The sequence below is a fragment of the Streptomyces albireticuli genome (genome assembly GCF_021228125.1).
GTDB classification, from domain to species: Bacteria; Actinomycetota; Actinomycetes; order Streptomycetales; family Streptomycetaceae; genus Streptomyces; species Streptomyces albireticuli.
Window position 1 is genome coordinate 224,962 of sequence record NZ_JAJQQS010000016.1, and the last position, 22,068, is coordinate 247,029.

A 22,068-nucleotide genomic window follows, 5' to 3' on the forward strand; every position below is an offset into this window, starting at 1 on the left:
CCCCACGGCGGCGGGTCTTCTCAACGGCCCGGCCGTGAACCAGGATGTCCTGCTACGGGAAGCGCGCGAAGGAGCCGGTCAGCGGCACCGGCGGTCTCGCCGGACGGGCCCTTGGCGTGCGCGCGCCGGAGACCGCCCGGCACCGGCGCGCGCACGCCCGCACCACCCGGCGCGAGACACCTGTCAGGAGAACGGTGCCCCGCAGCTCGACGTCCTCGTCGTCGGGGCCGGCTTCTCCGGCCTCTACCAACTGCACCGGCTGCGCGAACTGGGGCTGCGCGCCCGTGTCCTCGAAGCCTGCGAGGACATCGGCGGGACGTGGTACCGGAACCGGTACCCCGGCGCCCGCTGCGACGTCGAGAGCACCTCCTACTCCTACTCCTTCTCACCCGAACTGGATCAGGAGTGGGAGTGGAGCGAGCGCTACGCGACGCAGCCGGAGATCCTCCGCTACCTCCACCACGTCGCCGACCGCTTCGACCTGCGCAAGGACGTCACCCTGCGCACCCGCGTGACCCGGGCGGAATACGACGAGAGCGACCACGTATGGCAGGTGACCACCGACACCGGCGAGACGGTCACCACCCGGTTCGTCGTGCTGGCCACGGGCTGCATGTCGGCCGTCAAGGAACCGGACATACCCGGGGCGGACACGTTCGCCGGCCGGGCCCTGCACACCGCCGACTGGCCGCACGAGGGCGTCGACGTCACCGGTAGACAGGTCGCCGTCATCGGCACCGGCTGTTCCGGCGTCCAGGCCATCCCGCTCCTGGCCGAGCGGGCCGCCGGACTCACCGTCTTCCAGCGCACGCCCGTCTACGCGCTGCCCGCCCTGAACCGGCCGGTGTCCGCGGCGGAGACGGCCGAGTTCAAGGCGCGCTACCCGGAGTTCCGCGCCGCCCAGCGGAAGTCCCGGGGAGGCACCGTCTTCGAGCCGCCCACCCGGTCCGCCCTGGAGGTGGACGAGGCGGAGCGCACCGCCACCTATGAAGCGGGCTGGGAGTCGGGCCTGCTCAGCGGCCTCCTGCGCACATACACCGACCTCCTCGCCGACCGGGCCGCCAACGAGACCGTCTCCGAGTTCGTCCGCTCCAAGATCCGGTCGATCGTCACCGACCCGGAGACGGCCGAGACGCTCTCGCCGCGCACCTTCCCGTTCGGCACCAAACGCCCCTGCCTGGACACCGACTACTACGCCACCTACAACAAGCCGCACGTGAAGCTCGTGGACCTCACCGCGACCCCGATCGTGGAGATCACACCCAAGGGCGTCAGGACCTCGGACGGGGAACACCCCGTGGACGTCATCGTCTTCGCCACCGGATTCGACGCCATGACCGGGTCCCAGGTCGCCGTGGACATCGTCGGCAAGGGGGGCACCACCCTCAAGGAGAAGTGGGCCACCGGCCCCCGGAACCACCTGGGCCTGCTCTCCGCCGGCTTCCCGAACCTCTTCACCGTCATCGGGCCCCTCAGCCCGTCGGTGCTCAGCAACGCGGTGGTGTCCATCGAACAGCACGTGGAGTGGATCACCGACTGCATCGGTCACCTGTCACGGAACGGCGTCACCGAGATCGACGCCACCCCGCGCGCGGAGGAGGAGTGGTGCGACCACGTCGCCGACCTCGCCTCCCGGACCCTCTACCCGGACGTGGCCTCCTGGTACACGGGGGCGAACGTACCGGGCAAGCCGCGGGTGTTCCTGGCCTACACGGGCGGTCTGGACCGGTACCGGGCGGAGTGCGACGCCGCCGCACGCGACGGGTACCGCGGCTTCGCCCTCTCCGGGACGCCGGCCGGTCCGCGCCTCACCGTGACGGGTTCGTAGCGGTACGCGTCGAGTCCGGCGCGGCGGCACAGGACCGGGGCGGGACAGGAAGGCTTTCAGCCGATGTCCTTCGCGGCGGCGTCCGTGGGGGCGCCGCCGACGGGATCGGGCGTGCCGTACGAACGGCGGCCGGCGACGGCCCACCAGACGCCGGCCAGGCCCAGGACCACGAGCAGGGCCACGGGCGCGTAGTTGAAGGTCCTGGGGGTGACGGGATGACTCTGCGGCAGGCAGAACAGGACCGTGACCGCGGCCACCCAGCCGACGGCCGCCCAGCCCACCACCCGGCTCCACCTGCCCAGGTGCCACGGTCCCGGTGTGAACCGGGAACCGGCGCGCAGCCGCAGGAGGACGGGGATCGCGTACGCGGGGGTGATGCCGATGACGTTGACGGCGGTGACCGCGCCGTAGGCGGTGGGGGAGTACAGGGACGGCAGCGCCAGGACGCCCGCGACCGCGACCGAGAGCCACACGGCCGGCCGGGGAGTGCCCGTCCCGGCATGGACCCGGCGCCACAGCCGGGACCCCGGCAGGGCACCGTCGCGCGAGAACGCGAACACCATCCGGGACGTGGCCGCGACCTCGGCGTTTCCGCAGAACAACTGGGCGCCGATCACGATCAGCAGCAGCGCCTTCGCCCCGGAGGCGCCCAGCGCGTCGAGGAAGATCTGCGCCGGTGGCACGCCGGTCGCGGTGGCCTGCGTCCCGGCGTAGTCCTGGATCGCGAAGGTCAGCCCGACCAGCAGGACCAGCCCGGCCGGCCAGGACCACCGGATCGCCCGTACGATGCCCCGCGCGGCCGCCACGGCCGCCTCGGGCGTCTCCTCCGACAGATGGGCGGAGGCGTCGTAGCCGGAGAAGGTGTACTGGGCGAGGAGCAGGCCGAGCGCGGCCACGTACCAAGGGCTCGACCAGCCCGTGTCGTTGGTGAAGTGGCCGAAGACGAAACCGGCCGTCCGGTGATGGGCGGGGACGACGGCCAGGACCACGACGATGACGCCGACGCCGATCAGGTGCCACCACACGCTGACGCTGTTGAGCCTGCTCACCAGCCGCACCCCGAACAGGTTGAGGACGGCGTGCAGCAGCAGGACGCACACGAAGATCACCATGATCGACCCCGGCGTCGGGTCGAAACCCCACTGGAGATTGAGGAAGGCGCCGGTGAACAGGGCGGCCCCGTAGTCGATGCCGGCGATCGCCCCGAGTAACCCGAGGAGGTTCAGCCAGCCGGTGTACCAGCCCCAGCGGCGGCCGCCGAGCCGGTCGGCCATGAAGTACAGGGCTCCGGACGTCGGGTAGGCGGAGGTGACCTCGGCGAGCGCCCCGCCGACGAGCATCACCATCAGACCGACGCCCACCCAGCCCCAGATCATCACGGCCGGCCCGCCGGTGGACAGCCCGAACCCGTACAGCGTCATACAGCCGGACAGCACCGAGATCACGCTGAAGCTGATGGCGAAGTTGCCGCGGGGGCTCATCCGCCGGGACAGTACGGGCCGGTATCCGAGCCGGCGCAGGTGGGCGTCGTCATCGAGCGGGGTCCCACGGCCGGGACCGGGGCGGCCGTGACGGAGAGACGGGGACACAGCGGTACCTCCGGGAACGGGGAAGAGGGACAAGGAACATGCCCTACCGGAGGTGAACGGGGAAGGGGGCCTGGTCCGGGCCGCGCGCGCGGATCGATTCGAGGTTGCCGCCGCGAGCCTGGTGGGACACCCTTCTCGCATGATCGAGTTACGGGTACTGACAGCCGACGACTGGCTCGTGTGGCGCGAGCTGAGGCTCGCGGCGCTGGCCGAGGCTCCTTACGCCTTCGGGGCCACCCTCGCGGAATGGCAGGGAGACGGGGACCGGGAGGAGCGGTGGCGCGCCCGGCTGGGCATCCCCGGCTCGCGCAATTTCCTCGCCCTGCTCGACGGCGAGCCCGCGGGGACGGCGAGCGGCGTTCCCGGGCCGCGGAGCGACGTCGTCGAGCTGATCTCCATGTGGGTCCGTGAGCGGGCGCGGGGCCGAGGGGTGGGGGACGAGCTGATCCGCGCGGTGGAGCGGTGGGCGGCCGGGCGGGAGCGCGTGACGGCCCTTCAGCTCGCGGTCATGCGCGGCAACGAGCACGCACTCGCGCTGTACCGCCGGAACGGCTTCGAGGTCACCGGCCGGCTCGGCGACGCGCTGCCCGACGGGCGGAGGGAACACGTTATGACGAAGCCGCTTTCCCACGCCCTGGAGGCCCGCCTCCCGACGGAGGCCAGGTCACTTCGCGAGTGATCCCCGCATGCGGTCCAGGCCGCGCAGCACCTCGTCACGGTTCTTCGCCTGCTTGATCCACGCGGGGAGGCGGCCGATGACCCCCATCTTGCGCCACGGCTCGTACCAGGGGTCGTGCTCGCGCAGCGTCGCCTCCACGTACCGCCTCAGCAGGTCGAGGTGTTCGGGGTTGTACGCCCACAGCCGGCCGTGCCGTGTGTCCGTCTGGAGCCACAGCGGTACGTGGAAGTAGGGGTCGAGCATGTCGGTCGCGCCGCCCCAGAAAAAGGCGATCGGAACGTCCTTCCTCCGCTCCCGTGAGAGGCCGCAGTGACGGCACACAAGTCGCCGCGGTGTGTCGTACAGGCTCGGCGAGGTGTCCTCGGCGGTGCCGCCGGCCGTGACGACCCGGGCCTGGCGCTCGCACCTGGGGCAGCGTACGAGGACGCTGCCGGTCGCGGCGAAGTGGTGCTTCCAGTGGCCGGGGTCCCGGAAGCGGCCGGGGGAGGAGAGGGCGGGAGTGGGCATCGGCCCATTATGCGCGGCGGGTCCGGCGGGTCCGGCAGATTTGGCAGGTCCGGCAGGTCCGGCGGGTCCGGCCAGATCTGGCAGGTCGGGCAGGCGGCCTGGGGCGGACGCGGGCCGGTGGGTTCCGGCTGATCGCGCGTGCCGAGCCGGACGGCGCTGCTCACACCCTCACTGAGCGCCGTCGGCGTCGTCCTGGTCGCCGTAGGAACCGCTGCCCTCTTCCGTTTGCCGGCCGCGCTGCCCCTCCTGGCGCCGCTGGCGTTCCTGGCGCTCCTGTTCCCGGGCGGCGAGCGTCTCCTCGGTCATGTCCTCCGTGTAGCCGTGGCCCCCGTGCGGGTCGCGTTCCCTGCCGGCCATGTCCACTCACTCCTCGTCGAATTGTTTACTTATAGATATTTTCCCACCAGGTGGGAGTGATGGGCGGGTCGGCGCCGCGCCATTCGGGTTCGTTTCCCGCACGTGACTCGTTGAATCCTAAATCGACTGGTGTGCACCATTTGCCCTAGGTCTATCGGAGTGTGCTCTTCCGGTACTGAGGCCGACGCGGCCCGCGGGGGACGCCGCCTACGGTCGTCGTCAGCGACAGCACGACATGACGGCCCGGGACGGCGGCGCCCGTCCCAGGGTGCCGTTCCGCACGCGCGCGTCGGCATGGGCCGAACGCCGCGGCCGCCGCTCGACACACCCGGTTCGTACGGAGTTCCTGGATGCCCGTGATGACAGCAGCCCTGGTGCTGCTCGCGTTCGTGATGCCACTGGCCACGGACATGTACCTGCCCGCCTTCCCGCAGATGACGGGCGACCTGCACACCGACGCCTCAGGCGTCCAGCTCACCCTGACGGCCTTTCTGATAGGCATGGGCCTGGGACAGCTCGTCCTCGGCCCGCTCTCCGACCGTTTCGGGCGCCGCGCCCCCATCCTGATCGGCGGCCTCGCCTGCGTCCTGGCCACCGCCTTCTGCGCGCTCGCGCCCTCCCTCGGCTGGCTGGTCGTCCTGCGCTTCCTCCAGGGGTTCGGCGGCGCCGCGGGCGTGGTCGTCGGCCGCGCCGTGATCTCCGACGTCGCCAAGGGGGACAAGGCCGCCAGACTGCTCGGCGTCCTGATGACGCTCATGGGCATCGCCCCCGTCATCGCGCCCGTCGTGGGCGGCGCCGTCATCGAGGCCGGCGACTGGCGCGATGTCTTCTGGGTCCTGTCGGCCGCCTCGCTGCTGGCCCTGGTGGCCGCCGCCTTCGGCGTCCCGGAGAGCCTGCCGCCCGAGCGGCGCCACCGCGGGGGCATCGCCGCCACCGCGCGTGCGGCGCGCGAGGTCCTGGGCAACCGCGCCTACCTCGGCCACACACTCTGCTTCGGCATGGCCCTGGCCGTCCTCTTCTGCTACCTCGGCGGCGCCTCCTTCCTCTTCCAGAACCTCCTCGGCCTCAGCGTGGGCCGGACCTCCGCGGCCTTCGCCTCCGTCGGCGTCGTCAGCGTCCTGGCCGGCCTCGCCGTCACCAAGCTCGTCGGCCGCTTCAGCCCCACGTCACTGCTGCGCGCCGGCCTGGGCGTGATGACGGCCTGCTCCGCCGCCCTGTGCGCGCTCGCCCTGGCCGACCGGCTGAACCTGGTCGTGGTCCTGGTCCTCCTCTACGCCGCCTTCGCAGGCATCAGCCTGGTCAGCATCAACGCGGCCGCGCTCGCGCTGGAACGCGTCCCCGAGGCCGCCGGCACCGGTTCCGCCCTCCTCGGCACCGTCCAGAGCCTCCTCAGCGCGGTGGCCGCGCCACTGGTCGGCCTCGGCGGCGCGCACACGGCCGTCCCGATGTTCACGGGCATGACCGTGGCGGCCCTGCTCGCCGTCGCCGCCCTCCGCCTGACCGGAACCGCTGCCCGAGGGGCTTCCTAGCCGCCGACCGGCGCGACCGGCCACGCGCGGTCGTGGACGGGTGGCCGGTGTGCCGCGGACCGGCTTCCCCGACCCTTGCCCCGGCCCGCCCGGTGCCCCTGGCTAAGGTGGTCAGCACATCGTGGAACGAAACAAGGAGCAGACGTGAGCGAGCCGGCGGCCATCGCCCTTCAGCAGGAGATCGCCCGGGATCTCGAGGTCGCCGAGACCTTCGAGCCCGAGCGGGAGATCGAGCGCCGGGTGGCCTTCCTCGCCGAGCGGCTGACCTCCACCGGTCTGCGCTCCCTGGTGCTCGGCATCAGCGGCGGCGTCGACTCCACCACCGCCGGACGGCTGTGCCAGCTCGCCGTCGAGCGGGCCCGGGCCGCCGGCCACGAGGCCCGGTTCCACGCGATGCGGCTGCCCTACGGGGCCCAGGCCGACGAGCACGACGCCCAGCTCGCGCTCTCCTTCATCCAGGCCGATCACGTGCTGACCGTGGACGTCAAGCCCGCGAGCGACGCCGCGCTCGACGCCTCGCTGGCCGCCGGCGTGAGCTTCCGCGACGCCCACCACCAGGACTTCGTGCACGGCAACATCAAGGCCCGGCAGCGCATGATCGCCCAGTACGCGGTGGCCGGCGCGCACGACGGCCTGGTCGTCGGCACCGACCACGCGGCCGAGGCGGTCTCCGGCTTCTTCACCAAGTTCGGCGACGGCGCCGCCGACCTCGTCCCGCTGACCGGCCTGACCAAGCGCCGGGTGCGCGCTGTCGCGGACGCGCTGGGCGCGCCCGCCGAGCTGGTGTGGAAGACCCCGACGGCCGACCTGGAGACCCTCGACCCGGGCAAGGCCGACGAGGACGCGCTCGGGGTCACGTACGACGACATCGACGACTTCCTGGAGGGCAAGCCGGTGGACGAGCGCGCCTTTGAAACGATCGTCCGCCGCTACCGCCTCACCGACCACAAGCGTCAGCTGCCCATCGCTCCGTAAGGCGGCACCGGCGCCGACGCCCGCGAGGCGGGCCGGGCTCATGGGAACGGGACCGGCAGGTGATCAAACCTGCCGGCCCCGGGACCGGACCCCGGTTCATCCGCGCGGGAAACCGTCCTCGTGCTTTCGCCCCCCCCGTGCGTTCAGCGGGTGGGGGCGCCGAACCACCGGGGCAGCATGTCGAGCAGCTCCGCCTGGTCGGCACCGGCCCAGGCCACATGGCCGTCGGGCCGCAGCAGTACGGCGGGGACGTCCAGTTCCTCGCTGACGTCGACGACGTGGTCGACCCGGTCCGCCCAGCCCTCCACCGACAGCAGGCTCGCCTGGTCGAGCAGCAGACCGCGGCCGCCGCGCATCAGCTCGTAGAGACGCCCCCGCTTCAATGTGACGTCCCGCAGTCGGCGGCCGAGGAGCTCGTGGCCCTCGCCGAAGTCGTAGCGGACCCCGACCGCCGTGATCATCGCGGTCACGTACCGGTTCGCCTCCTCGAAGTCCATCAGCTCCGAGAGCAGCTCCCGCAGGGCGACCGCGCCCGGATCCGTCCCCATCAGGGTGATCTGCGCGCGGGTGTTGGCCAGTACGCGGGCGCCCACCGGGTGCCGTTCGGCGTGGTAGCTGTCGAGGAGGTCCTGCGGCGCCCAGCCGTTGACCGTGGCGGCCAGCTTCCAGCCGAGGTTGAACGCGTCCTGCACACCGAGATTGAGGCCCTGGCCGCCGGTCGGCGGGTGGATGTGCGCCGCGTCGCCGGCCAGCATCACCCGGCCGACCCGGTACCGCTCTGCCTGCCGGGTGGCGTCACCGAACCGGGACAGCGAGCGCGGCGAGTGCGCGCCGAAGTCGGTACCCGCGTGCGCCCGCAGCTGCCGCTTGAACTCCTCGAGGGTCGTCGGCGCCGTGCGGTCCTCGGCCACGCCTTCGGCGGGAACGACGAGGCGGTACACCCCGTCGCCCTGGGGGAGGGCGCCGAACCGCAACTGCGTCTCGCGGACTTTCGCGACGACGGCGGTGACGGTCGCTGGTTCCGCGGTCAGCACCATCTCGCCCAGCAGCGTCTCGACCTTGGAAGGCTCACCGGGGAAGCCGACGCCGATCAGCTTGCGCACCGCGCTGCGGCCGCCGTCGCAGCCGACGAGGTAGCGCGAGCGCAGCCGCGTACCGTCGGCCAGTTCGACGTCCACCCCGTCCTCGTCCCGGCTCAGCCCGACCGCCTCGCAGCCACGCCGGATCTCAGCGCCGAGTCCGACGGCGTGCTCTTCGAGCAGCCGCTCGGTGACCGGCTGCGGCGTGGTGAGGCCGTACGGGTGCGCCGTGTCCAGCCGGTCCGGCCACGGCTTGTGGATGCCGCCGAAGAAGCCGCCTACCTGGAACTTCTCGCTGACCTCGAGGAACCGGCCCAGCAGGCCGCGCTGGTCCATCACCTCGACGCTGCGCGCGTGCAGACCTCGCCCGCGCGCCTGCCCGGACGGCTCGGTCAGCTTCTCCAGCACGACCACGCGCACCCCGGCCAGCCGCAATTCACCGGCCAGCATCAATCCGGTCGGTCCGCTACCGACCACGATCACGTCAATCATCGAATCGTCCCCCAACAAGACTGGATTCCGGCCGGTCGCCCCGCGCGGTCCGGCGGCGCGCGTACATCCGCTTTCCGTCACGCGTCGCTTCCCGCCGGTCGGCTGTGAGCGCCCACCGCCCGGCCCCGGCCGCGTTCCGGGCCGCGCGGCCCGGAACCGTAGCGGGCGCGGGGCCGTCGTGTAGAACATGATCATTACGACCGACCCCGACGTCTCCCGGCTCGCCCCCGCGTGGGAGCGGATCCGCGACACGTCCCCGGCGGACGAAGCCGTCCCCCTCGTCCTGGACTGCGCCCGCCGGCTCCTCGCCGATCCCGGCGGGGAAGAGGCCCGCATATGGGTGTCCGGGCTGGTGGCGATGTCGGGCTACCTCGCCTGGCGTCCCGAGCCGGAGGCCGAGCGCGCCGCCTTGGAAGCCCTGCGGGCCGCGGTGGAGGCCCTGGGCGGCCGGCCCTGCCCGCATGACGGCCACCCGTACGAGGCCGGGATGGGATCGCTGGAGGACGAGGTCTGGAACGGTGACACCGGCCTGCTGACCGGCACGCTCGCGGCACCGGACGCCGACGTCGAGACCGAGCGGGTGCTGTGCCCGGCCAACGTCGCGGGGTGGGCGCGGCTGGCCACGGACGTGATCGCCCCGTTGACCGTCCGGCGCATCCCCGTAGGGGCGCCGGAGAGCCACCACGACTGCATCAGCGTTCTCTCCGGCATCGTGAACGACTACCCGTACGGCGATCCGCACGAGGACCTGAAGCACGAGGCGGCCTCCCTTCCCGCCCGGCCGACCCGTGGCGTCCTGGCCGGTTACCTCGTGACCATGAACGCGACCTGCTGGTACGCGGCGTCGGAGAGGATCACGGACCGCTCGGTACTGGACGCGATGATCAAGGGCGTCGAGGAGGCCGTGCTGCTGCTGGAGGACCGTCCGTGCGCCCACGCTCCCGGCGAGCATCCCGACACGGGTGACCCGGACTACGCGAACCAGGTCGGCTACTTCCTGCGCAGCCCCGGCGGACGTGCGGAGATCGCCGAGTACTACGGATGGGACGAGGAGGACGATCCGGGGGAGGAGAGCGAAGCACCGGACGCGTGGGTGTGCCCCGCCTTCCTGCGCGACGTGGCGGAGGAGACTCTCGGTGAGTTGGCGAGCGGGCTGAGGTCGTTCGAGGCGGCGCACGGCGACGGGGCGGCCACCGGCGCCTGAAGGAAGCCCGGTCACCACGTGCCGACGAGTCGCCGCGCGGCGACCGCGGCTCCGTCGGTACGTACCCGTCCGCCGACGGCACGGGCCGCGTCGATCACGTCGGTGCCGAGGGCCTCGCGCAGGGCGTTCGTCAGCGACCCGGCGGTGGGTTCGCCGGAGAGGCGCGCGCCGATGCCCAGCCGCTCGACGCGCTCGGCGAAGTGGAACTGGTCGAAGTGCTGCGGGACGACGACCTGAGGAGTTCCCGACATCGTGGCGGCGGTCGTGGTGCCGGCGCCGCCGTGGTGCACCACGGCCGCCACGCGCGGGAACAGTGCCTGCTGGTTGACCTCGCCGATCAGCAGGCAATCGGAGGCGTCGTCCACGAGGGAGAGGTCGGCCCAGCCCCTCGACAGGACGACGCGTCGACCGAGTGCGCGAGCTGTGTCGATCACGGTCCTGGTCAGGCCCTCGGGCACGCGACCGCTGCCGAACCCGAAGTAGAGGGGCGGCTCACCGGCGTCCAGGAACGCCTCCAGTTCGCGGGAGAGCGGCCGGTCGTCCGCCAGCAGCCAGGCCCCGGTCTGGACGACCTCCAGGTCGGACGGCGTCGGCCATGGAGCGAGCGTCGGGTCGGCGGCCAGCCACGGGGTGCCGGTGAAAAGGTGGGCGCGTACGTCCTCGACCGGCGGCAATCCCATGGCCGCGCGCCGCGCGTTGAGGGCCGGGCCCCACAAGGAGTTCCAGCGCTCGGCGTCCTCGGCCCAGAGCGCCCGGTTGTCGACGGGCCCCTCCGCGGGCGTCTCCCCGAGCATCCGGAAGACGGGAGGCGCGTGGTGCTCGGACGGCAGTGAGACCGGGGCGAACGCGGCGTAGACGTAACCGATTCCCCGCCGCTCGGCCACCGAGCGGGCGGCGATCGCCAGCCCGCCGCCCGCCACGACGGCGGCACAGCCCTCGGCGGCGGCGTCGACCGCCTCGAACTGCGCGGCGACCGTTCCTTCGATCATCCGACGCCGCTGCTCGGCCGTCGGGACGGCTCCCGCGCTCGGCTTCGCGGTGCCGCGAAGCTCGGGCCCCACGGGCACGTATACGACCCCGAGGGATTCGGCCCACTCACGGAAGTCGGGCGGCGCGCACACCACTGCGCCGTGCCCCGCCTCCTTCAGCCGCAGCGCCAGTGCGACGAGCGGCTGGACTTCGCCCCGTGACCCGATGGTGGACAACAGAAATCGCATCGTGCTCCCCGTTCCGTGTGCCGCGTCTTGGGCACACAGCAAGCGATTTTGCCCCTTATGGGGGACCTTGCGGCAAGGCCCCCACCCTGATATACGGTGGAAATGCGGGGAGAGCTCCCGGCCTTCGCGAGCCGTTCCGGCTCCGGATGCCCCCGATACTTGGGGCATGGATGCGCACGAGGGGCCCGCGCGGCTCGAGTGGTGGGGCAACAGCTCGACGAGCCTGGGAGGGTTCGACGTGCGTGTCACGGTCCGCGCCGTCGACGGCGACTGGACGTGCGACGCGATCCTCGACGGCCCCCCGCCGGAGGAACACCGGGAAGTCTTCGACGCCTTGATGGGGGCCGACCCCGTCTTCACCCTGCGCTTCGACGGCGACGCCGGGATCCTGGTCGACGTCGCCTCGGTGGGGAATGGCGACCGCCTCGTCCTCACCGCCCACGAGCAGGCGGCTCGGGCTCGCTGAAGGGACGGGCCGACCCGCGAGGTCGGCCACCCCCCCCGCATCTGTGGGCTCGGCCTGGAGAACGACGGCGGCTCAGGCAGGGCCGGGCGGACGCCGCGCCGGGGGCGAGTGGCGGGGGCGGCCCCTGCGTACGTACCTTCCTGCCCTGCCGGACGCTCCGTCCGGGGCCGGGTGAGCCGCGTCTCACCCCCGTGCTCTTGTCTATGCAACGAGTTGCATAGGAGGATCCGGGCCATGGCCCTCGAGCACGCGATCCTCGTCTCCCTGCTGGAGAAGCCGGGCTCCGGCTATGAGCTGGCCCGGCGCTTCGAGCGGTCCATCGGCTATTTCTGGACCGCCACCCACCAGCAGATCTACCGCGTCCTCAAGCGCATGGAGGGCGACGGCTGGATCGACGTGCGCGAGGTGCCGCAGCAGGGCCGGCCGGACAAGAAGGAGTACTCCGTCGCCGCCCTCGGCCGGACCGTCCTCTCCGGGTGGCTCCACGAACCGATCGAACCCGAGAGCGTCCGGCACGACCTCGCCGTGAAGATCCGCGGCGCGGCCTTCGACGACCCCGCCGCGCTGATCAGCGAGGTCGAACGGCACCACCGGGCGCACGCCGACCGGCTCGCCCACTACCTCGCGGGGCAGCTGCGCGACTTCACCGGTCCCGAGGCCCCCGCGGCGCAGGACGCCGGACAGGAGCTCCAGCACGCCGTCCTGCGCGGCGGCATCGCCTACGAGCGGATGATGCTCGCCTGGCTCGACGACGTACTCGCCACCCTCCACCGCCTCCGGCCCGAGCGCTGAAACCGGTGCGGGCCGCGCCGCACACCCGCACCACCCCACGGACCGGTACGACACAACCGACCTTCCAGCAGAAAAGGCGAACACCCATGGCTGACCCGCTGCTGTTCAACCCGCGCACGTACGACCCGGCGCACTTCGACCCCGAGACCCGCAGGCTGCTGCGCGCCACCGTCGACTGGTTCGAGGAGCGCGGCAAGCGCAAGCTGATCGAGGACTACCGCTCCCGCGCCTGGCTCGCGGACTTCCTCGCCTTCTCGGCCGAGGAGGGCCTGTTCGCGACCTTCCTCACCCCGGCGTCCGCCGCCGACGGGAACCCGGACAAGCGCTGGGACACCGCCCGCATAGCCGCCCTCAACGAGATCTTCGGCTTCTACGGGCTCGACTACTGGTACGCCTGGCAGGTCACCGTCCTCGGCCTCGGCCCGGTCTGGCAGAGCGACAACGCCGCCGCCCGTGCCCGCGCCGCCGAACTCCTCGCCCAGGGCGAGGTGTTCGCCTTCGGTCTGTCCGAGAAGTCCCACGGCGCCGACATCTACTCCACCGACATGCTCCTGGAGCCGGACGGCGACGGCGGCTTCCGGGCGAGCGGCTCCAAGTACTACATCGGCAACGGCAACGCCGCCGGCCTCGTCTCCGTCTTCGGCCGCCGCACCGACGTCGAGGGCCCCGACGGCTACGTCTTCTTCGCCGCCGACAGCCGCCACGAGGCGTACCACCTCGTCAAGAACGTCGTCGACTCGTCGAAGTACGTCAGCGAGTTCCGTCTGGAGGACTACCCGGTCGCGGCCGAGGACGTCCTGCACACCGGCCGCGCCGCCTTCGACGCCGCCCTCAACACGGTCAACGTCGGCAAGTTCAACCTCTGCACCGGCGCGATCGGCATCTGTGAGCACGCGATGTACGAGGCCGTCACGCACGCGCACAACCGCGTCCTGTACGGCCGCCCCGTCACCGCCTTCCCGCACGTGCGCCGCGAGCTGACCGACGCCTACGTCCGCCTGGTCGGCATGAAGCTGTTCAGCGACCGCGCCGTCGACTACTTCCGTTCCGCCGGCCCCGACGACCGCCGCTACCTCCTCTTCAACCCCATGACGAAGATGAAGGTGACCACGGAGGGCGAGAAGGTCATCGACCTGATGTGGGACGTCATCGCGGCCAAGGGCTTCGAGAAGGACACCTACTTCGCCCAGGCCGCCACCGAGATCCGGGGCCTGCCGAAGCTGGAGGGCACCGTCCACGTCAACCTCGCGCTGATCCTCAAGTTCATGGGCAACCACCTGCTCAACCCGGCCGAGTACGCCCCCGTGCCGACCCGCCTCGACGCGGCCGACGACGACTTCCTCTTCCGTCAGGGACCGGCCCGCGGCCTCGGCGCCATCCGCTTCCACGACTGGCGCACCGCGTTCGAGCCGTACGCCGAGGTGCCCAACGTCGGCCGCTTCCGGGAGCAGGCGGACGCGCTGTGCGAGTTCGTCACCACCGCGGCCCCCGACGAGGAGCAGAGCCGTGACCTGGACCTCCTTCTCGCCGTCGGCCAGCTGTTCGCGCTCGTCGTGCACGGCCAGCTGATCCTGGAGCAGGCGCGTCTGACCGGCCTCGACGAGGACGTCCTCGACGAGCTGTTCGCCGTCCTCGTCCGCGACTTCTCCGCGCACGCCGTCGAGCTGCACGGCAAGGACTCCGCCACCGCCGACCAGCAGCGGTGGGCGCTGGGCGCGATCCGCCGCCCGGTCGTCGACGACGGCCGATCGGCACGCGTCTGGGAGCGCGTCGCGGCCCTGTCCGGGACGTACGAGATGGCGCCGTAGCGGACGGACGGTACGCGGGCCGGCCGGGAGCGGCCGGCCCGCGCGAGGGCGAGCGCAGCGAGGAAGCAGCTCCCGCGTCTCAGCCACCGACCCTGGCCCCGCCGTCCACCCGCTTCGTCGATTTCGTCTGTCTTATCCCTCTTATTCGTCTCGCCATGATCTGTCCCCCCTGTGGACGGCCGGGTCGCGTCGTGCGCCCGGTCGCCTTCGGCGAAAATGATCCGGTCCGTGTGCGATTCGCACATATGATCTTTCCGTTCATATTCTTCTTCATGCGGGGGACTCTGCTCTGTGAGCGCATCTCCGCGCGCCCTGCGCGCGTTGGTCTTGCTGGCCGGCTTCTACCTGGTCGCTCTCGCCGTACTCGGCGTACTCGTAGGCGCCGACGTCGCGGCCTGGATCTGGGCGCCGGCCCCGGTCGCGATCAAGGTGACCGTCATCACCGCCCTGCTGGGTTACCCGGTCCTGCGAGGCGCCTTCGCCCTGGGGGAGGGCTCCGGGGACGAGCGGGAGGCGCTGCCGGTCACCGAGGCCGAACAGCCCGAACTGTGGGGCACCGTACGCGCGTTGGCCGAGCGCTCCGGTACTCGCGCGCCCGACGAGATCCTCCTCGTCGGGGAGGTGAACGCGGCGGTCTCCGAGGACGCCCGGCTGCTGGGCCTGCTGCCCGGGCGCCGCCGCCTGTACATCGGCGTGCCGCTGCTGGCCGGTCTGAGCGAGCCGCAGCTGCACTCGGTGATCGCCCACGAGCTGGGTCACTACGGCAACGCGGACACCCGCCTGGCGGGCATCACCCGGCGGGGCCGCGACTGCGTGCTGCGGACCGTCGGGGCGTTCCAGGAGCGGGAACGGAAGCGGATCGGCAAGGAGCGCTCCCGGCAGGAGAAGGCGGACGCCAAGCGCCTGCGCAAGGGCAAGAAGGCGCGGGGCGTGGACACCGGGCGCACCGGGCTCCGGTACCGCGTGATGGCCAAGCCGTTCCAGGCGTACGCGCGGTTCTACCTGCGGGTCACCAGTGGCGTGGGCCGGCAGCAGGAGCTCGCGGCCGACCGGATGGCGGTCCGCGTCGCGGGCCGGGACGCCACGGCCTCGGCGCTGCGGGAGATCGCGGCGCTCGACGCCGCCCACGACTTCTACCAGAGCCGGTACGCCATGCTGGGCGTCGAGGCGGGCCTCCTCCCGCCGCGCGGTGAGGTCTTCGGCGGTCTGCGCCGTCTGCTGGCCGACCCGGAGCGCCGGTCCGCCCTGGCGGAACTGCGCGGCGAACTGCCGGCCGACGAGGAGTCCCCGTACGACTCGCACCCCCCGGTGGCCGAGCGGGTGCGGCTGATCGAGGCGCTGCCCGACGACGGCCGTGGCGCGGACCCGGCGCGGCCCGCGCTGGCCTTGCTGCGCGATACCGAGCGGGTGCTGGCGCGCCTGGAGGACGTCCTCCTCACGCCGGAGGCGCTGGCCATGGAGCGGGCGGAATGGCCGGAGCTCGCGCACCGGGCGATGTATACCCGGGCCACGGTGGGGGCCGGGCCGCTGCGAACGGCACTGGCCACCGCGGGAGTCGCCTCGGGCAGCGCCTCGGGTGACCTCACGGCCCTGCTGGACTCCGCCGACACGGGACGGCTGTGGCTGGTCGCGGGGTACTTGCCCAAGTCCTCGGACGCGGCGCGGGCGACGGGCCGGGCGGCGCGGGAATTCCTGCGCCCGGCGCTGGAGGCCGGGACCTACCGGCTCGCGGAGCTGGCCCTGGTGGAGAAGGCCGGGGCGTACTGGGAGCTCTCCTGGTCCGAGCGGGTGCGGCTACGGCTGCCGGGGGCCGCGTACTCCGGTGGGACGCAGGGGGCGCCTGACATGGAGAAGGCGCCTGACATGGAGGAGGCGCTGGCAGCCGCGGTACGGGCGGCCACCGCGGACGCTCCGGACACCGCGCCGCTGCGGACGCTCCTCTCCCACTGAGCACGCGGCCCCGCACGTCCGCGCTGCTGCGAAATCATGAACTCACGACCGATCGGATCGTAGAAACCCATGTCCGGGATCATCCCGCTCACCATCCTCGTCGTCATGCTCTGCTTCTGGCTGCGGTCCAGGAGACGCGCCAAGCGCGCGGAGGGAATCGCCTCCGAGATCGGCGCGGGTCTGCTGCCGGCGGAGCGCCAGAACACGGATCGGGCGGCCCCGGACCCCGAGGCGGAGGCCGTGCTGGCGGCCCTCTCCCGGGGCGACTGGCTACCGGCCGCCCAGGCGCTCGCCGCCGCGGGCACCGACTGGGAGCGGCGCTCCTACCTCGTCGGCATCGTCGCGGCGCGGGCGGCCGACGACGACACCTGGCTGCGGGCCTGGCAGGCCGCGCGCCCCGGCGACCCGGACGCGGCCGTGGTCCACGCCGACGCGAAGGTGTCGCTGGCCTGGCAGATCCGTGGCGGGGCCTGGGCCAAGGACACCTCCGCCGAGCGGTTCGAAGGATTCCACCGCGTACTGAACGAGGCCCGGGAGGACTTCGCTCGGGCCGAGGCCCTGGCGCACCCCGGCGACCCGACCCCGTACCTCCTCCAGATCCCGCTGTACATGGGCCTGGGCGCCCCGCACGAGGCGCTGCACGGGCTGTGGGCCGAGGTCACCAAGCGCGCTCCGTACCACTACGAGGCGCACTGGTACGCGCTCCAGTTCTGGAGCGCGAAGTGGCGCGGTTCCAAGGATCTGGCCCGCGATTTCGCCGCGCAGGCCGCGGCGACGGCTCCGCCCGGCAGCCTGCTGACGATGTTCCCGCTGGTCAGCTGGTACGAGCACAACGACGACGAGGCACCGGCCGAGGCCTACGGCTGGCCGGAGATGACGGCGCTGACCGACGCCGCCCTGGCGGATGTCGCCATGGCCCGGCCGGGGCACCCCAGGATCGCGGAGGTCCGGCATCTGCTGGCGTACTGCCTGACCAAGCAGGGCCGCTACGAGGCCGCGCTGGAGCAGTTCCGGATGGTGGACGGCCATGTGGAGGCGCTGCCGTGGCGCTACTACGGTGACCCGGCCGAGTTCTACTGCCACGTCAGGGACGTGGCGCTGAAGGGCGCGGCGGCGGCGAGGATCGCCGGCTGAGCCTCCTCCCCGCCGTCGGCGCGCCGGGCCGGTGGCGGGGAGGAACCCGGGCACGGCCACGGCGTGCCGTGGCCGTGCCCGGTGGAGCGGGGCCGGCCGATATTCGTTTCCCGTCGTGCGGGCGGCGCCCTACTGTGGCGCCGTGACGACTCAAATGATCATTCTCAACGGTGGTTCCAGCTCGGGGAAGTCCGGGATCGTACGGTGCCTCCAGGACGTACTCCCGGACCCGTGGCTCGCGTTCGGCTGCGACTCGTTCGTCGACGCCCTGCCCGCGAAGATGCAGGCGTCGGACGAAGGCATCGTGATCGCGGCCGACGGCGGGGTGAGCGTCGGCGCGGACTTCCGGGCGCTGGAGGAGGCCTGGACGGACGGCATCGCGGCGATGGTCCGCGCGGGCGCCAGGGTCGTCATCGACGACGTCTTCCTCGGCGGAGCGGCCTCCCAGCAGCGGTGGCGGAAGGCCCTGGACGGGCTGGACGTGCTCTGGGTCGGCGTCAGATGCGACAGCGCGGTCGCCGCGGGCCGTGAGGTCGCGCGGGGAGACCGCGTCCAGGGGATGGCCGCGGCACAGGCGGACGCGGTGCACGAGGGGGTCGTCTACGACCTGGAGGTCGACACGACGCGCGCCGAGTCCATGGCGTGCGCGCGGACCATTGCCGCCCGCGTCGGCTGATCACTGTCGGCGGCGCCGCCACCGGAGCCGGGCGTGCGGTTCCCGGTGAGCCCCGCCACCTTCTGCAACCGGCGACCCGGCCGCCCGCATCCAGGTGTAAGGGCGTCACCGGCCGGGCCGGGGCCTGGGACGGGTGACCGGCGCTCACATGGGGGTCGGCGTGACGGACGAGGGATATCGGGCGATGGCGGTGCTTTCAGCCCCCGCAACCACATCCACCGCATCCCCCTCCGCACCCGCCGCATCCGCTGTGCCCGCCGTCATGGCCGCCGCCCGTACCGCCTCCGTCGGAGCCTCCGGCCGGGGTGTTCATGCCGCCCACGTAACCCGCGGACGCCAGGCCCACGCCGACGGCGGTGGCCGAAGCGGCGGGAGCCGGCCGCCGGGCGCTCCTGGGGTCCGTCCTGAACGCGTCGAGGAGAGCGCGCACCTCGTCTTCCGCCAGACCTGGGACACGGTCGGTGCTCCCCAGCGCGAAGGGCTTGAGCGCGGCGGTGGTTCCGGCGTCGAGCCCCACGTCGCACGGTTGCCAGGAAGCGTCACCCCGCAGGGAGACGAGCCGTTCCCGGCCGGCCTTGCCGGCCCGGTCGGGAGCCGGATCGCGGTAGCGGATCATCGGCACCGCTCCGAGCGCGAGAAGGAGGAGGAAGGCGAGCAACGACGGCACGCCTCCCGTCCCGGTCGCCGTGGCCAGTGGGACGGTCACCACCCCGACCACACATGTCGTCACGAGCGTCCAGCCGTGAAGCGCACGCGACTTGGCGAGCCGGCGGAGATGATGCGGCCCCGAGGACCGCGGGATCAGCCCCTCGTCGATCAGTCGCGCGCCGATCGCGTGGATCGCCTCGGCGGCGCGCACACCTCGGCTCAGATCGCGCAGGGCCCGCTGACGGGTGGACCCGGCCGCGTCGACGACCGCGGCCTCGACGGCATTGCGCGGGGTGGCGTCCGTCACCGTGACCATGCCGGATCGCGACAGGATCAGCCGGCCTTCGAGACGCATGGCGGCGAGAGCGGTCACCGCCGCGTGCGAGGCACCGCCACGGAGGTAAGCGGCGTCGTACAGCGACAGATTCCGTGCCGGAAGATCAGCCGGAGCGGAAGGGCCTCGCAGCGAGAGGAACGTTCCGCGCACGTGCCACGCGCTCACGGCCACGAGTGCGGCGCAGAGGAGGAAGGGTATAGTCCACATGAATTCCCTCGGATCGTCCGGGTGGTCGACGGTGCGTGCCGGTAGACGTTCGTCAAGAGTCCCGAGGTGACGGAGCTACTGCCTCCGTCACACGGGTCGGGCCGTACGGCATCCTGTCTCATCCCCCCGCAGCACTTGACGAATCGCTTCCAGTTCAGCGGACAGCGCACGGGGCGGCGGGTAGTTCCCGTCCCGTTCCAGCAGCACCCCGGGAGGCCGCGCCCGCCCGCACAACTCCGCCAACAGCTCGAGCACGGGCGGGGACAGGGGGTGCGTGTGCGTGTCGTGCCACACTCCGTCGATCAGCCGGCCGCCCGCCACATGCGCGTAGGCGATGGCCTCCACCGGCAGCGCGGCGATCTCGGCCGCGGCGTCGACGCCCAGATTGACCTGCCCGGTGTACAGGTTGGCCACGTCGACCAGCAGCCCCACGCCCGTCCGGTCGGCCAGTTCGGCGAGGAACTGCGCCTCGGTCAACTCGTCCTCGGGCCAGGCGAAATGCGGGGCTATGTTCTCCAGGGCGAGCGGCACGGGCAGCTCCCGCTGGGCGACCCGGACGTTCTCCGCGATCACCCCCAGCGCCTCGCGCGAACGGGGCACGGGCAGCAGGTGCCCCGCTTCCGTTCCTCCGCTCCGCACGAAGGCCAGGTGCTCCGTCACCAGCGGAGCGTCCAACGCCCCGGCGAGCCGGGCGAGTCTGTCCAGCCGGGCCTTGTCCGGGAGGCCGGCTCCGCCCAGACCGAGCGCGACGCCGTGGGGGACGACCGGGAGGCCCCGCGCGCGAAGGAGCCGGATCGACGGGGGCAGACGGTCCGGGCTGATGTTCTCGGCGACGACCTCGACCCATTCGACGCCCGGGAGCTGTTCCACGACGACGTCGATCTCGTCCCGCCAGCCGATGCCCACCCCGAGCGTGGGCCAGGCCCCCGAAGAACCGTCCACCACAGCCCCCTTCGTGGTGCCGCCGGCAGCCGCCGGCCGCGCCTTCCGACCGTACGCCACCTCCCGGTCGGCGCACACCTCACCAGGTCGGAGGGCCGGGCGGTGCTACGCGTCCAGGGTCGCAGCGAGGGCGGGTCGCTCCCCGGCCCGCCATTCGGAGGCGAGGACCGCCCAGATCTGCTTGTCGTGGCGGACGCCCTCGTAGGGCCAGGACTCGCGCCGGACGCCTTCGAGCGTCATGCCGAGCCGCTCGGCCACGGCGGAGCTCCGGTCGTTGTCGGCCCGGCAGTGCCACTCGGCGCGGTACAGGCCCCGGGAGACGAACGCCCAGTCCAGCAGGGCGCGGCAGGCCCGGGTGACCAGTCCGTGGCCCTCGGCCGAGGGCTCCAGCCAGCAGCCGATCTCGCAGGAGCCGGAGGCGGTGCTGAAATCCGTGAACATCACGCCGCCGACCAGTGTGCCGTCGAGCCGGATGCCGTAAAGGCGTGCGCCGTCCGCGGCCTGGCGCTCGGCGTAGCGGCCCAGCGTGGCCCGTGCTCCGTCGAGGTCCTCGGTGACGAACGCCGTTCCGACCCACGGCCGGATGTGGTCGCGGGCCCGGTCCAGATGGGCGGCGAACTCCTCGGCGTGCCATATCTCCAGCGGCTCGAGGAGGGCGTTGTCCCGCAAGGGGAGGGAGAACATGATGACCCCATTCACATAACAAGCGTTACGGTTATGTACCGTAGCAGCATGCCACGCACCAAGGGGGACCACGAGTCCCGTCGTCGCGATGTCTCCGAGGCGGTCTGGCGGGTGCTGGCCGCGCAGGGTTTCGGCGGGCTCACCCTGCGCGCCGTCGCCGCCGAACTCGGCGCCACCACCGGCCTGCTCACCCACTATTTCCCGGCCAAGCGCGACCTGGTCGCGTACGCCCTCGACCTGCTCGAACAGCGCAGTGCCGCCCGGCCCCGGCGCGCCGCCGGAGCGGGACTGGCCGCGGTACGGGCCGCCCTGCTCGACATCCTGCCGCTGACCGCCGAGGCCACCGGTGCCAACCGGATCTGGGTGTCCTCCTGGGACGTCGCGCTCGCCGACCCCGCCCTGAGCGGCGACCACGCCCGCAGGTACGCGCGGAGCCGCGACAAGCTGTGTGACCTGGTCGCCGAGGCCCAGCGGCTCGGCGAACTGCCCGCCGGGGACCCGGCGGGCGTGGCGGCCGGCGCCCAGGCGTTCGCACTGGGGCTGGTGGTGCAGGCCCTGTTCGACCCCACCGCGTTCCCGCCCGCTCGTCAGGCCGAGCTCGTCGACGGCTATGTGGCGGCGCTGGCGGGTTCCCCGCCCGCTCCGGGCGGGGAACGCGTGGTGCCGTCCTGACCGTCGCGCGCTCCGCGAGACCCGGGGCCGCTCTTCCCGGGAATTCCCGAGGACTACCCGAGGCGCCGCGCCCGGCCGGACCGGCTACTCGGCCGGACCGGCTACTCGGCCCGGCGAAGCGCGAGGGCCGCCCCCTTCACCGCCGAGGCCACGGCCTCGGTCGCCCGTGCGTTGAAGACGCTGGGGATGATGTAGTTCGCGTTGAGTTCGTCTTCGGCGACGACGTTGGCGAGGGCGCGGGCGGCGGCGAGCATCATGTCGGTGTTGACGGTGCGGGACTGGGCGTCGAGGAGGCC

The 22,068-nt window shown here is 72.5% G+C and carries 21 protein-coding genes; 12 read left to right on the plus strand and 9 right to left on the minus strand.

Translation table 11 applies throughout. The features are described 5' to 3' along the window. The first annotated feature begins 34 nt into the window (after window positions 1-34). Complete coding sequence (locus LUZ64_RS26555; protein WP_232398880.1) at window positions 35-1,828, plus strand: flavin-containing monooxygenase; 1,794 nt, start codon at window positions 35-37, stop codon at window positions 1,826-1,828. A 56-nt stretch (window positions 1,829-1,884) separates the two neighbouring features. Here the strand turns inward: LUZ64_RS26555 and LUZ64_RS26560 are convergent, their stop codons facing one another. Next, window positions 1,885-3,348, minus strand: a complete 1,464-nt coding sequence (locus LUZ64_RS26560; protein ID WP_248288877.1) for an amino acid permease — start codon at window positions 3,346-3,348, stop codon at window positions 1,885-1,887. Window positions 3,349-3,556: 208 nt separating this feature from the next. Here LUZ64_RS26560 and LUZ64_RS26565 point away from each other — a divergent pair, with 208 nt between their 5' ends. After that, the gene (locus LUZ64_RS26565) at window positions 3,557-4,096 is read left to right on the plus strand and encodes a GNAT family N-acetyltransferase (RefSeq protein ID WP_095579212.1); all 540 of its coding nucleotides are present in this window, start codon (window positions 3,557-3,559) and stop codon (window positions 4,094-4,096) included. On the opposite strand, the gene LUZ64_RS26570 is transcribed toward LUZ64_RS26565, so the two are convergent. Together LUZ64_RS26570 and LUZ64_RS26575 are read right to left on the minus strand one after the other, a co-directional pair. After that, entirely contained in the window at window positions 4,082-4,603 is a 522-nt protein-coding gene (locus LUZ64_RS26570) for a hypothetical protein (RefSeq protein ID WP_095579213.1), read from the minus strand. The genes LUZ64_RS26565 and LUZ64_RS26570 overlap by 15 nt on opposite strands. A 168-nt stretch (window positions 4,604-4,771) precedes the next feature. Next, the gene (locus LUZ64_RS26575; protein WP_143593022.1) at window positions 4,772-4,960 is read right to left on the minus strand and encodes a hypothetical protein; all 189 of its coding nucleotides are present in this window, start codon (window positions 4,958-4,960) and stop codon (window positions 4,772-4,774) included. A gap of 350 nt (window positions 4,961-5,310) precedes the next feature. Here LUZ64_RS26575 and LUZ64_RS26580 point away from each other — a divergent pair, with 350 nt between their 5' ends. Beyond that, window positions 5,311-6,489, plus strand: coding sequence for a multidrug effflux MFS transporter (locus LUZ64_RS26580; RefSeq protein WP_232398884.1), 1,179 nt, complete (start codon window positions 5,311-5,313; stop codon window positions 6,487-6,489). 144 nt (window positions 6,490-6,633) lie between these two features. After that, the gene (gene nadE / locus LUZ64_RS26585) at window positions 6,634-7,464 is read left to right on the plus strand and encodes an NAD(+) synthase (RefSeq protein ID WP_095579215.1); all 831 of its coding nucleotides are present in this window, start codon (window positions 6,634-6,636) and stop codon (window positions 7,462-7,464) included. A gap of 143 nt (window positions 7,465-7,607) precedes the next feature. Here nadE and rox read toward each other — a convergent pair whose 3' ends face one another. Then, window positions 7,608-9,035 carry a rifampin monooxygenase gene (rox, locus tag LUZ64_RS26590; protein ID WP_095579216.1) on the minus strand — a complete coding sequence of 476 codons (1,428 nt, stop codon included), beginning with the start codon at window positions 9,033-9,035 and terminating at the stop codon, window positions 7,608-7,610. A 187-nt stretch (window positions 9,036-9,222) separates the two neighbouring features. Between rox and LUZ64_RS26595 the strand changes: the two genes are divergently transcribed. Then, window positions 9,223-10,239 (plus strand): hypothetical protein, encoded by a 1,017-nt coding sequence (locus LUZ64_RS26595; protein ID WP_095579217.1) that lies wholly within the window; start codon window positions 9,223-9,225, stop codon window positions 10,237-10,239. Window positions 10,240-10,250: 11 nt separating this feature from the next. Here the strand turns inward: LUZ64_RS26595 and LUZ64_RS26600 are convergent, their stop codons facing one another. After that, window positions 10,251-11,456, minus strand: coding sequence for a glycosyltransferase (locus LUZ64_RS26600; RefSeq protein WP_095579218.1), 1,206 nt, complete (start codon window positions 11,454-11,456; stop codon window positions 10,251-10,253). Between the two features lie 166 nt (window positions 11,457-11,622). On the opposite strand from LUZ64_RS26600, the gene LUZ64_RS26605 reads away from it, so the two are divergent. The 6 genes from LUZ64_RS26605 to cpt all read left to right on the plus strand — a co-directional run bounded on the left by LUZ64_RS26605 (window position 11,623) and on the right by cpt (window position 18,282). Beyond that, complete coding sequence (locus tag LUZ64_RS26605) at window positions 11,623-11,922, plus strand: hypothetical protein (RefSeq protein WP_095579219.1); 300 nt, start codon at window positions 11,623-11,625, stop codon at window positions 11,920-11,922. Window positions 11,923-12,156: 234 nt separating this feature from the next. Next, window positions 12,157-12,714, plus strand: a complete 558-nt coding sequence (locus LUZ64_RS26610; protein WP_095579220.1) for a PadR family transcriptional regulator — start codon at window positions 12,157-12,159, stop codon at window positions 12,712-12,714. 86 nt (window positions 12,715-12,800) lie between these two features. After that, a complete protein-coding gene (locus LUZ64_RS26615) occupies window positions 12,801-14,522 on the plus strand; it encodes an acyl-CoA dehydrogenase family protein (RefSeq protein WP_095579221.1) in 1,722 nt (573 codons plus the stop codon). A gap of 291 nt (window positions 14,523-14,813) precedes the next feature. Then, the gene (locus LUZ64_RS26620) at window positions 14,814-16,472 is read left to right on the plus strand and encodes a M48 family metalloprotease (protein WP_095579222.1); all 1,659 of its coding nucleotides are present in this window, start codon (window positions 14,814-14,816) and stop codon (window positions 16,470-16,472) included. Window positions 16,473-16,541: 69 nt separating this feature from the next. Beyond that, window positions 16,542-17,606: a DUF4034 domain-containing protein gene (locus tag LUZ64_RS26625; RefSeq protein ID WP_095579223.1), complete on the plus strand. Its 1,065-nt coding sequence runs from the start codon at window positions 16,542-16,544 to the stop codon at window positions 17,604-17,606. A 142-nt stretch (window positions 17,607-17,748) separates the two neighbouring features. After that, complete coding sequence (gene cpt, locus LUZ64_RS26630) at window positions 17,749-18,282, plus strand: chloramphenicol phosphotransferase CPT (protein WP_232398886.1); 534 nt, start codon at window positions 17,749-17,751, stop codon at window positions 18,280-18,282. 196 nt (window positions 18,283-18,478) lie between these two features. Here cpt and LUZ64_RS26635 read toward each other — a convergent pair whose 3' ends face one another. The 3 genes from LUZ64_RS26635 to LUZ64_RS26645 form a co-directional block, all read right to left on the minus strand. Continuing rightward, complete coding sequence (locus LUZ64_RS26635; protein WP_095579225.1) at window positions 18,479-19,474, minus strand: TIGR04222 domain-containing membrane protein; 996 nt, start codon at window positions 19,472-19,474, stop codon at window positions 18,479-18,481. Window positions 19,475-19,561: 87 nt separating this feature from the next. Beyond that, window positions 19,562-20,416 carry an MbnB/TglH/ChrH family RiPP precursor modification enzyme gene (locus LUZ64_RS26640; RefSeq protein WP_095579229.1) on the minus strand — a complete coding sequence of 285 codons (855 nt, stop codon included), beginning with the start codon at window positions 20,414-20,416 and terminating at the stop codon, window positions 19,562-19,564. A 105-nt stretch (window positions 20,417-20,521) separates the two neighbouring features. Next, on the minus strand, window positions 20,522-21,100 hold the full coding sequence (locus LUZ64_RS26645; RefSeq protein ID WP_095579226.1) for a GNAT family N-acetyltransferase: 579 nt from the start codon (window positions 21,098-21,100) through the stop codon (window positions 20,522-20,524). A gap of 48 nt (window positions 21,101-21,148) precedes the next feature. On the opposite strand from LUZ64_RS26645, the gene LUZ64_RS26650 reads away from it, so the two are divergent. Then, window positions 21,149-21,772: a TetR/AcrR family transcriptional regulator gene (locus LUZ64_RS26650; RefSeq protein WP_095579230.1), complete on the plus strand. Its 624-nt coding sequence runs from the start codon at window positions 21,149-21,151 to the stop codon at window positions 21,770-21,772. Between the two features lie 101 nt (window positions 21,773-21,873). Here the strand turns inward: LUZ64_RS26650 and LUZ64_RS26655 are convergent. Next, window positions 21,874-22,068: malic enzyme-like NAD(P)-binding protein (locus LUZ64_RS26655; RefSeq protein ID WP_276522605.1), on the minus strand; the 195-nt coding region annotated here is incomplete at its 5' end.